This is a genomic window from Ignavibacteriales bacterium (assembly GCA_020635255.1).
Taxonomy (GTDB): domain Bacteria; phylum Bacteroidota; class Ignavibacteria; order Tepidaquicellales; family Tepidaquicellaceae; genus JAEYVS01.
On record JACKAC010000001.1, the window covers coordinates 582,785 to 595,000 of the forward strand.

A 12,216-nucleotide genomic window follows, 5' to 3' on the forward strand; every position below is an offset into this window, starting at 1 on the left:
ATTATACAAATCTCTACTGATGCCGGTAGAGATTTTTTTTTGGCATAAATCTATGAGCAAAGACATAAAAGAAATATTAAAAGAGAGGATCCTTATCCTGGACGGCGCAATGGGGACAATGATACAGCGCTACAAGCTGTCGGAGGAGGATTACAGGGGCGAGCAATTTAAAGATCATCCAAAGCCTCTAAAAGGGAACAATGATCTAATCTCGATCACTCAACCGCATATAGTTAAAGAGATCCACGCAGAGTATTTCAAAGCGGGCGCGGATATTATCGAGACAAACACATTTACTGCAACAAGTATTTCTCAAGCCGATTACGGATTGGAAGACCATGCATACGAAATAAACTACCAGGCGGCATTGCTAGCCAGGGAGGTCGCGGACGAATTTACTAATGCTGAACCCGACAAACCTCGGTTCGTCGCGGGTTCGGTAGGACCGACTAATAAGACAGCTTCCATTTCACCGGACGTTAATAATCCGGGTTTCAGATCAGCTACTTTCGATGATTTTGTCGAGTCATATTATGAAGAGGTGTCCGCGTTAGTCGAGGGAGGAGTGGATCTTTTATTGGTTGAGACGATATTCGATACGCTTAACGCTAAAGCAGCGTTAGTTGCGATCCAGAAATATTTTAAAGAGAAAAATGTCAAACTTCCCGTGATGGTATCGGGAACGATCACCGATAAGAGCGGACGAACGCTTTCCGGACAGACAACAGAAGCATTTATGATCTCGATGAGTCATATGGACCTGCTTTCGATCGGTCTGAACTGCGCACTGGGAGCGGACCAGCTTTTTACATACGTGCAGGAGCTATCGGATAAGTCGGATCTTTTCGTCAGCGCGCATCCAAATGCGGGATTACCGAACCAGTTTGGAGAATATGACGAGACTCCTGAAACAATGGCTCAAAGCATAGAAGAGTTCTTGCAGGAAGGACTTGTAAATATCGTAGGCGGGTGCTGTGGTACTACGCCGGAACATATAAAGGCGATAGCTGATATTGCCAAGAAGTATCCGCCGAGAAAACCCCCGGTAATCGAAAGGCTACCGAGATTCAGCGGGCTGGAGCCATTAACTATATATAAGGGAAGTAACTTTACGAACATTGGGGAGAGGACGAATGTAACGGGTTCTGCGAAGTTTCTTAGGCTGATCAAAGAAGATGATTTCGAGGAAGCGCTTTCAGTAGCAAGACACCAGGTCGAGGGCGGAGCGCAGATGATCGACGTAAATATGGACGAAGGTATGCTTGATTCCGAAGCGTCAATGACGAGGTTCCTGAATCTGGTCGGGGCGGAGCCGGATATCGCAAAACTTCCGATCGTGATCGATTCATCCAAGTGGTCTGTGATAGAAGCGGGACTTAAATGCACGCAGGGAAAAAGTGTTGTAAATTCTATTTCGCTAAAAGAGGGTGAGGAGAAATTCAAGGAATACGCTGAGAAAGTGAAAATGTACGGCGCGGCAGTCATAGTGATGGCGTTCGATGAGAAAGGGCAGGCAGATACATTCGAGAGGAAAATAGAAATCTGTAAGAGAGCTTATGATATACTTACTAAAGAGGTTGGCTTTCACCCTGAAGACATAATCTTCGATCCGAATATTCTTGCAATTGCCACGGGTATAGAGGAGCATAATAATTACGCTGTCGATTATATAAACGCGACGAAGTGGATAAAGAAAAATCTTCCGGGCGCGCTGGTCAGCGGTGGGGTGAGCAATTTATCTTTCTCTTTCAGAGGGAATAACCCCGTTCGTGAAGCGATGCATTCGGCTTTCTTATATCACGCGGTAAATGCCGGGATGGATATGGGAATTGTTAATCCGGGTATGCTGGAAGTATATGAGGATATTCCGAACGGGCTATTAAAGAGAGTCGAGGATGTAATCCTAAACAGGACGCTCGATGCTACGGAGCAATTAGTAGAATACGCGGAGAAGGTCAAAGGAAAGGGTAAGGAACAGAAAAAGGATGACAGCTGGCGGAAGGAACCGGTTGAGAAACGTCTGTCGCATTCGCTTGTGAAAGGTATAACAGACTATATAGAAGAGGATACGGAGGAGGCACGTCAAAAGTACGGCAGACCTATTAAAGTGATAGAAGGACCACTAATGGATGGTATGAACATTGTGGGAGACTTGTTTGGTTCGGGGAAAATGTTCCTGCCGCAGGTCGTAAAAAGCGCGCGTGTAATGAAGAAGGCGGTTGCGTATTTGTTACCTTACCTCGAGGACGAGAAGGATGAGGCTACCAGGTCGAAGGGCAAGATACTTCTTGCAACGGTAAAGGGTGACGTGCATGACATCGGGAAAAATATCGTTGGTGTAGTGCTGGGCTGTAATAATTACGAAGTGATCGATCTGGGGGTGATGGTACCGAGTGAGAAGATACTTGAAGCGGCAAGGACGGAGAACGTGGATATAATAGGTTTGAGCGGGCTGATAACGCCGTCGCTCGACGAGATGGTTCACGTTGCAAAAGAGATGGAGCGAGAGAAGTTCGATATACCGCTTCTAATCGGCGGAGCGACTACATCAAAAATACACACGGCGGTTAAGATAGAGCAGAATTATAAGAGATCGCAAACTGTGCATGTGCTTGACGCTTCAAGGTCTGTTCCCGTAGTGGGCAGTTTGCTGAGTGATAAAAAGGGAGCTTTTATAAAAGATGTGCAGTCTGAATATGACGATCTGAGGACACGCCATATTAAGAACCAGACGGCAAAGTCATATGTGTCATTGGAAGATGCGAGGGCTAACAGGTTCACAGCGGACTGGAGTAAAGTGAAAATAACCGAGCCGAAATTTACAGGGGTGAAATCGTTCGATGATTACTCATTGGAAGAGATTAGAGAATATATTGATTGGACGCCGTTCTTCAGGACATGGGAGCTATCGGGTAAGTATCCCGATATACTAGATGATCCGACTGTCGGAGAACAAGCGCGGAGCCTTTATTCCGATGCCAATGCGATGCTGGACAGGATCATTTCCGAAAAATGGCTGACAGCAAAGGGAGCGATAGGTTTGTGGCCAGCAAATTCCGTAGGGGACGATATTGAGATATATTTGAACGGGACCAGCAGGACATTCTTCCACTCTCTTCGCCAGCAAAACAAGAAAGCGAAGGGAACATATAATTATTCTTTATCGGATTTCATCGCGCCGAAGGAAACGGGAATCAGGGACTACATCGGCGGTTTTGTTGTAACGGCAGGTCTGGGAATCGAGGAACATCTGGAGAGGTTTAAAGCAGACCACGACGATTACAATTCCATACTTCTTAAAGCGCTGGCTGACAGGTTAGCTGAGGCGTTTGCCGAACTGATGCACGAGCGGGTCAGGAAGGAGTTTTGGGGATATGCGTCGGACGAGGTTTTAACTAACGACGATCTTATCGCAGAAAAATATAAGGGCATCCGCCCGGCGCCGGGCTACCCTGCGTGTCCGGATCATACGGAGAAGCGGACATTGTTCGAACTTCTTCACGGCTATAAGAACGCCGGCGTGAAACTTACCGAGAGCCTGGCAATGTACCCGGCGGCGTCGGTGAGCGGGATATATTTCGCGCATCCGGAGTCGAGGTATTTTGGTGTCGGTAAGATACAACTGGACCAGGTTAAGGAGTATGCGGAGCGAAAGGGAATGTGCGTCGAGGAAGTCGAGCGCTGGTTAGGGGCGAATCTGGCTTATTAAACAAAGGCGGCTCCGTTGCGCGCCGCCGGAGGCGGCGCTGACCCCGCAAAGCGGGGGTGCCCCGATGAACTTGGGGGCAACGGAGCCGCCTTATTCCACATCACGATTTTCTTACTTTAATTAATTCTCTAATTTACATAGCTTGCCTATATTTTAACAAAAAGCCACTACTATGCTCAAAAAAATGAGGGTAAGTCTTGTATTATTAATGATTTTTGTTGGTTTTTCAAATGGTTATTCGCAGTTCGGGAAGTTCTCACTATTTGGGGGTCCGATGATTGGCTGGCAGATACCTCAGGTGGATGATATTAATACACAATTGAGGAATTCAGGTCTCCCGGAGATCAGTACGAATGGCTATTTTACCATCGGCGGGGGTGGATATATGGACGTGCCTAAGCTGGATGGCTTCAGGATAGGCGGACTTGGAACGGGGTTTTCGACGGAATCGAAGATCGTGACGTCGGATAATTTTACTAAAAGAGTAAATTATAAAATAGGTTATGGCGGAATCAGTCTCGAATATGTAAAACCTCTTAGTGAAACATTTGAATTTACGGCGGGAACGACGATAGCTACGGGGCAACTAGTTATAGACATATATCAATATAAGAATAGTACGACCAGCTGGACGAATAACTGGAACGAGTTGACGAATACCTCATCCTCACAAAACATTTCCCGGTCAATGGCATTAAGATTTTATTCTGCGACCCCAAAAGTAGGACTCGGTATTTTTCTAAAAAGCTATTTGTACGCTAAGATAAACGCGGGGTATCTGGTCAGTGTTAACTCGGGCTGGACAGGCGAAAACGGGGAAGAGATAGATGATGCTCCAAAGGGCATAAAAGCCGACGGGCTGGTTTTTGATTTCAGTCTTAATTTCGGATTATTTTTTAAATAATACTTTAGATGAAGAATATTCTTATTACCGGAGGAGCCGGATTTATTGGAAGCAACTTTGTTAAGTACATCCTCAAAAATACGGATTATAATGTTTTTAACTATGACAAGCTGACCTATGCCGGAAACCTGGAAAACCTTTCCGATATTGAGAACAATCCTAACTATAAGTTTATAAAAGGCGATATCTGCAGTGTCGATGAAGTTAAGAAAGCGCTTACAGAGAATGGCATAGATACGATCGTAAATTTCGCGGCTGAGTCACATGTAGACCGTAGTATCCTTTCATCGAAAGAATTCATACTCACTAATATTCTCGGTACGCAGGTCCTGCTCGATGTTTCGAAGAAAGCCGGTATTGAAAAATTTCTGCAGGTATCGACAGACGAAGTTTACGGTTCACTGCCGGAAGACAGAAAGGATCTTTTATTCATAGAGAAAACACCGATCACAACAAACAGTCCATACTCGGCAAGTAAGGCATCCGCCGATCTATTATGCAATGCTTATTACCATACGCATAAGTTCCCGGTGCTGATAACACGCTGTTCGAATAACTACGGACCATATCAATTTCCCGAAAAGCTCATCCCTCTCATGATAGCAAAAGCTATCGACGGTGAGAATCTCCCAGTTTACGGTGATGGTAAAAATGTTCGCGACTGGTTGTACGTCGAGGACCATTGTTCCGCGATACTTACCGTGCTCGAAAACGGAAGACTTGGTGAGGTATATAATGTTGGGGGAAATAATGAATGGTATAATATAGATATCGTTAAGCTTATCCTTAAGACTCTGGGAAAGGGTGAAGACATGATCACTTATGTAAAAGACCGTCCGGGGCATGACAGACGCTATGCCATAGATTCCACAAAGATAATGACAGAGCTGGGCTGGAAGCCGGAGCATAATTTTGAAGAGGGCATTAAGCTCACTATTAACTGGTATTTAGAGAATGAAGATTGGTGGAGAAAGGTTATGAGCGGTGAATATCTCAAGTATTATGAAATGAATTATTCCGATAAGATATAATTAAATCTGTACCTTAATCCCATGCTACCATGAAGTAAAGTCAGCTTTATTGAATCCATTTTGGTTTGCAACTTAAAATTTATACTTATAATTTATTGGTTTAATTGGAAAAATTATGTCAATAAAAGTAGAAAATCTAACAAAATACTACGGCGACACTGCCGCGGTAAAGGACATTTCCTTTGAAATAAGGACAGGTGAGATCGTTGGTTTTCTCGGACCAAATGGAGCCGGGAAGTCAACTACAATGAAGATGATCACCACTTACCTAACACCGACAGAAGGAACCATCACTGTGAACGGTGAAGATACCGAAAAGAATTCGATCGGTGTAAGGAAAAAGATCGGTTATCTCCCGGAATCCAATCCCCTTTACCTGGATATGAATGTTGTGGATTACCTGATATACTGCGCAAGGCTGGAAGGTATGGAACAGGCGAAGATAGATGAAGCGCTTCCTAGAATTATAAAGAAGTGCGGTCTAAGAGAAATGATGCACAAAGACATTGGAGAGCTGTCAAAAGGTTACAGACAGAGAGTTGGACTTGCTCAGGCGATGATCCATGATCCGGAAGTACTTATCCTTGATGAACCAACATCAGGTCTCGATCCTAATCAGATCGGCGAGATCAGAAAGTTGATCAAAGAGCTTGGTAAGGAAAAAACCCTTATCCTTTCTACACACATATTGCAGGAAGTACAGGCTACATGCGACAGGGTTCTCATTATAGCCAATGGTGAAATAGTCGCAGACGGAACCCCGGACCAGCTTCAGGCTAAATTCAAAGGACAGGTCGATGTAATTTTGACAATCAAAAAAGAAGGCGCTCCTTCAAAAGATGAGCTGATCAAAGATATAGAATCCGTTCACTATGTGGAGAAAGCCAAAGTCAAATCCGAAAACGACAAAGAGATAGTATTCGAAATAAGAGCGCAAAAGGGATCCGATATTAGAGAGGGATTATTCAAAAAAATGGGCGCAAGAAACGCCGTTATTCTCGAACTGCACCAGGAAGAAACTTCTCTCGAGGATATATTCAGACAATTAACCATAAATTAATCGAAGTATGCATAATATCCTAACCATTACAAGAAAAGAATTGGTATCCTATTTTACCACTCCTGTCGCGTACATTATAATGATGGTTTTTCTGGGAATAACGGGATGGTATTTTACCAATGAGCTTTTCCTGAACGGAGTGATAACTATGCGGGTTGTATTCAGTGTTATCCCGTTCATATTTGTTATCTTCGTTCCTATAATCACGATGAGGTCTTTTGCTGAGGAGAAAAAGATAGGTACTATCGAACTTCTTCTTACCAGACCGATCACAGATTATGATATAATTATCGGAAAATTCCTTGCTACACTGGCATTGACATTCTTTACAATGCTCCCAACGGTAGTCTATGTTATCACGCTATCGTTTCTCGGACCGGTCGATTATGGTACAGTCTTTGCGGGATACGTTGGATTATTCCTCATGGCAGGTGTGTATATCAGCATAGGAATCTTTACATCGTCTCTGACAGAAAACCAGATAATTGCGGCAATCCTTAGTTTTCTATTCATATTCGTTCTTTATCTATTGAACTATGTTTTGAACTATCTGCCGACAACGATCGCATCAATTTTACAATATATCAGCACAAGTTATCACTTTTCCAGCATACAGAGGGGAGTGCTCGATACAAGAGACCTTATCTATTACTTCAGCGGAATATCAATATTCCTTATACTGACAAGGCTCTCCCTCGATAAAAGAAAATGGTAATATTTTAAACTAAAAAAGTTTTTATTTCAGATGGCTGAAGAGAAAAATACAAACGAAGAGAATACAACCAATGAAGAGCAGGATGCAGTAGAGTCTGCCCCGGTTAAAAAGAACGACGTCAGAAGGGACGCGATCATAAAGACCGTTATCATTATTGCTATCATTGTAGTTGTAAATATAATTACAAACCAACTCTTCACAAGGGTTGACCTAACCAAGAACAAGTCCTACACATTATCACAGGTCAGCGACGATATAATAAAGAACCTTAATGACAATATAGTCATAAAGGCATACGTCAGTGAAAACCTTCCTCCACCGGTAAACAACCTCGGCAGGCAGGTAAAGGACGTTCTTGAAGATTACAGGTCACTTTCAGACGGTAAACTTAACTATGAGTATATAAATATTTCCCTGGAAAACGAGTCGGATCAACCGGTTATCGAAGAGGCAAAAGGGTACGGTATCCAGCCTGTTCAATTCCAGGTTACCAACCAGGGCAAGATGGAAGTCGTAAACGGTATGGTAGGTATTGTACTTTTCTACAAAGGAAAAACCGAATCCATTCCATTTGTGCAGTCTCCCGAAAATCTAGAGTATGACATAACGAGCCGTATCTTACAGATATCAACAGAGAAAAAGAAAAAGATCGGATTTGTAAACGGACACGGAGAGTACGATCTATCAAGTATGCAGAGATTAAACCAGGCGCTTTCGGCACAGTATGACATACAGGCAGTCGATCTTTCTTTGAATAAGCCGGTACCGGACGACGTTGACGTACTTTTAGTCTTAGGACCAAAATCCGAAATCCCAGAGGCTCAGAAGTATCTCATCGATCAGTTTATAATGAGAGGAAAGAATGTTGCATTCTTGATGAATAAGGTTGCACCAAACTTCCAGCAACAGATCGTTATGGGTGAACCTGTGAATACGGGGCTCGACGATATGCTTGCTAACTATGGTATAAAGGTAAGTGATGACCTTGTGAGGGACCTACAATGCGGTTACATTCAGCAAAGGTCACAGATGGGTATGAATATACTCCAACCATATTTCTATTTTCCAAAGATCACAGACATAAATCATGATATTGGTGCATTCTCGAAGCTGAACGAAGTTATACTACAGTTCGCAAGTTCGCTGGATACATCGGTGGCGGCAGGCAAGAATCTTACTATTACTCCGTTATTTAAAAGCTCCGAAAAATCTGGCATCGCAACAGGATTTTATATATTAAATGAGAATCAGTTTAATAACCTCCCACAGGAAGCCATCGATACTTTATTCGGATTGAGCGGGCTTTTGATGGGCGCAGTGTATGAAGGTACTTTTACAAGTTTTTATAACGACAAACCACAGCCTCAAGATACATCCGAGGGCTCAGCGACATTCAATGTGGTCCATAAGTCTCAATCTGAAAAGCCGGGCAGGATATTAGCAGTTGGTGACGCGGATTTTATAGATGAAAACAATGCTCAGACAATTGGAAACCTTGTATTCTTCCTGAACATGGTCGAATATCTTGCTGATGACGCAGGTCTATCCGAGATCAGGGGTAAAGCATTTTCGGAAGCTCCAATAGAGGATGAATCAGACGATACAAAGAGATTTGTAAGATATTTCAATTTGATATTCCCGCCTGTATTGGTGTTATTGGTGGGCTTCTTTATTTGGGATAGAAGAAAATCCAGAAGGAAAAAATTACAAGCTGAAGAATCCGAATAACGTTTAAAGCAACATGGAAAAAAACAGATTATTTATACTGGCAGGCGTTTTAGCTGTTCTTGTTCTAATAGCATACTTTCTGACAAAGTCTGACCAGAGGTCTTCGACCGATAAAATTTCGACGAAGATATATGAATTCGATTCTGCTGCAGTCGACAGGCTGGAGATCATGCAGGACGGCAAAAAGATAGCAATGAAAAACAATGCCGGAACCTGGGAGCTGGTCGAACCTGTAAACTACAAGGTCAATCAAGAGTTCATAGGCGCGGTCCTATCCGATCTAAAAAATTACCAGGTATTAAGTATAGTTTCAAAGAATCCGGAAAACAAAAAGGATTTCGGACTGGACGACTCAGCTAAGGTTACTGTCTCGGTTTACCAGAGCGGTAATCTCGTTGGATCATTCGATATCGGGAAGACACCCGATGCACCTAACCAAACCTATATAAAGGTTCCGGATAAGGATGAGATCTATCTCGCGAAGAATTTCCTCAGGAATAATTTCGTAAGGCCAACGCTGGAATCATGGAGAGATCTCAGGATAACTTCCATACCGGCTACGAGTGTGAATTTGATACAATATGAAACTCCTTCAGGGTCATATACTGTTACAAAAGACTCTACTGGAAAGTACTATATAGATGGTGCTCCTGCTGATTCAGGTGTTGTTGCCGGGGTTCTCAATATACTTCAGGATTTTAACACACAGACATTTAAGGATACAGTACTTGGTCCTGAAACACAGTATACTGATAAAGTAAAAGTTACCTGGGGCGGTAATTCTACCGATCTAAACTTCCTAAAGCAGGGTGATTCACTGAATGTGAACTATCTGCTAAAGGTGTCGGGAAATGACCAGGTATTTCTTTTCAATGAGGCTCTGGGCAAGAACGTGATAAAGACGAAGACTGAGCTATCGAAGAAGTAATAACTAGATAATTATTCGGTGAATGTTTTTTTGCTTTATTTTGTTTAAATTTATTGATGTGGGATTTTTATAAACCGAGGGCAAAAAGAATAAAATGACACTAGGTGTATTATTAATAGCTAGTTATTTAGTGGGTTCGATACCTTTCGCACTGATAATAGGGAAGGTATTCAAAGGTATCGATGTAAGAAATTACGGCAGTGGTAATCTAGGCTCCACGAATGCCATCAGGACGCTGGGACTGCCTCTGGGACTGCTTGTACAGATCCTGGATATTGCTAAAGGGCTCGTTGTTGTGCTTATTGTTTCTACTTTCTTCTACGATGTACTTCCATTCAAAAATCAGACTCCATTTGAGGATATCACGCTTATAAAGATAATGGCAGGTTCTGCGGCTGTTATCGGTCATACATTTTCCGTGTTTGCGAATTTCAAGGGGGGAAAAGGTATCAATACGGGGTTGGGTGTATTTATTTCTCTGGCGCCGGTGGATGTTCTTCTTACTGTAGGGGTATTTCTACTTATCCTCATTTCATCGGGCTATGTTTCACTTGGTTCCATTATAGCGGCAGTCTTTCTGCCTATTATAATGTTCATACGGGAAAACTTCTTTGACGTGGGTATATACGGGTATAATACACTCATATTCTTTACAATAGCGGTGTCCGTATTCATAATTTATAATCACAGGACAAATATTAAACGGCTTCTGTACGGAAACGAGAACCAGTTCAAAAATCTGTGGCTCATACGGCTGTTTAAGATCAAAACTCCTCTTAAACCCTAAATTCTCTTTCTAATGAATGTCTCTGTACTCGGTGCCGGTGGCTGGGGCACAACGCTTGCTATTCTATTAAACGAAAACGGGCATAATGTGACGTTATGGGAATACAATCCCGATTATGCCGAAACGATGAGAAAGTTCAGGGAAAATTTCTATTTCCTTCCAAAAATCAATATTCCCAAAAGTATTAATATAACAAATGATCTATTATCTGCTGCGGAATCCGGAGAACTTTTAGTAATATCCACGCCGACGCAGTTCATAAGAGGGTCATTCGAGTCATTAAAAGATTTTGATTTTGGAAACAGGATCATCCTCAATGTTTCCAAGGGCATAGAGATCGGTACTATGCTTCTCGTAAATGAGATCGTAGAAGACATTTTTAAGAAAGTCAATCCTAACAATATAGCCGCACTCTCGGGACCCTCGCATGCGGAGGAAGTTTCAAGGAGGATCCCTACGGCTGTGGTATGCGGGTCGCGGGATGTGGGTATTGCGGAGACCGTACAGAGGATCTTTTCGAATGAATACTTCAGGGTTTACTCAAGCAGGGATGTTGTGGGAGTAGAGACAGGCGGCGCGTTGAAAAACGTCATAGCTATTGCCGCAGGTATATCGGATGGAGCGGGTTTTGGTGATAATACTAAAGCCGCCATTATGACAAGGGGTATCAGCGAAATAATGAGACTGGGTCGTACTCTTGGCGCGGAGAAGGATACTTTTTACGGGCTAAGCGGTATCGGCGACTTGATAGTAACATGCGCGTCGGAGCATTCACGTAACAGGCACGTTGGTGTGGAAATAGGTAAGGGCAGAAAACTCGATGAGATACTGTCGGGAATGAAGATGGTGGCTGAAGGAGTCAGTACCTCTAAGTCTGCGCTGGAGCTGGCTCATAAAAAGAACGTGGAAATACCTATAGTAGAGAAAGTCAATAAGATACTATTCGAGGGGGAAAGCCCTGTAGAGGCAACAAAAGAGCTAATGCTCAGGACACTAAAAGCGGAATAAAATTTTTTTTTTATTTTCCGGGAACGAATTTTATACTTGAATTGGTTATAAATACGGTCTTTTGAAAAGACTTTGAAATTGGCTTAAATTTAAGGATTTTAGAAAAATTTAGGTATTGGAACTAATCCTTAAATTTATAGGTTATGAGTATAGGTCAACACAAAGTACTTAGGAGTAAATTTCTGTAAAATTGCCTACCTAGTCCATTGACTTATCAAAAAAATTCCATTATATTTGTAATTCGTCTGAAAAAGTAAATCAGTCGATTTTAGACAAGTTCTTTGACTTTTCACTCGTCAAAAATTCTAAAAAGCATACAAAAGTTTAGTGTGCATAGGATAATTTA

At 42.6% G+C, this 12,216-nt stretch carries 9 protein-coding genes; all 9 read left to right on the forward strand.

The window, feature by feature from the left end; translation table 11 throughout:
- The first annotated feature begins 52 nt into the window (after positions 1-52).
- The 9 genes from metH to H6614_02740 all read left to right on the forward strand — a co-directional run bounded on the left by metH (position 53) and on the right by H6614_02740 (position 11,870).
- Positions 53-3,709: a methionine synthase gene (metH, locus tag H6614_02700; GenBank protein ID MCB9242562.1), complete on the forward strand. Its 3,657-nt coding sequence runs from the start codon at positions 53-55 to the stop codon at positions 3,707-3,709.
- Positions 3,710-3,893: 184 nt separating this feature from the next.
- Positions 3,894-4,613, forward strand: a complete 720-nt coding sequence (locus H6614_02705; GenBank protein ID MCB9242563.1) for a hypothetical protein — start codon at positions 3,894-3,896, stop codon at positions 4,611-4,613.
- Positions 4,614-4,621: 8 nt separating this feature from the next.
- Positions 4,622-5,644: a dTDP-glucose 4,6-dehydratase gene (rfbB, locus tag H6614_02710; GenBank protein MCB9242564.1), complete on the forward strand. Its 1,023-nt coding sequence runs from the start codon at positions 4,622-4,624 to the stop codon at positions 5,642-5,644.
- 115 nt (positions 5,645-5,759) lie between these two features.
- Positions 5,760-6,704, forward strand: a complete 945-nt coding sequence (locus tag H6614_02715) for an ATP-binding cassette domain-containing protein (GenBank protein MCB9242565.1) — start codon at positions 5,760-5,762, stop codon at positions 6,702-6,704.
- Between the two features lie 7 nt (positions 6,705-6,711).
- Entirely contained in the window at positions 6,712-7,419 is a 708-nt protein-coding gene (locus tag H6614_02720) for an ABC transporter permease subunit (GenBank protein MCB9242566.1), read from the forward strand.
- A gap of 30 nt (positions 7,420-7,449) precedes the next feature.
- A complete protein-coding gene (locus H6614_02725; protein ID MCB9242567.1) occupies positions 7,450-9,147 on the forward strand; it encodes a GldG family protein in 1,698 nt (565 codons plus the stop codon).
- A 13-nt stretch (positions 9,148-9,160) separates the two neighbouring features.
- Positions 9,161-10,075 (forward strand): DUF4340 domain-containing protein, encoded by a 915-nt coding sequence (locus tag H6614_02730; protein MCB9242568.1) that lies wholly within the window; start codon positions 9,161-9,163, stop codon positions 10,073-10,075.
- A 94-nt stretch (positions 10,076-10,169) separates the two neighbouring features.
- Entirely contained in the window at positions 10,170-10,862 is a 693-nt protein-coding gene (gene plsY, locus H6614_02735; protein MCB9242569.1) for a glycerol-3-phosphate 1-O-acyltransferase PlsY, read from the forward strand.
- Positions 10,863-10,874: 12 nt separating this feature from the next.
- Complete coding sequence (locus H6614_02740) at positions 10,875-11,870, forward strand: NAD(P)-dependent glycerol-3-phosphate dehydrogenase (protein ID MCB9242570.1); 996 nt, start codon at positions 10,875-10,877, stop codon at positions 11,868-11,870.
- Positions 11,871-12,216: the final 346 nt, after the last annotated feature.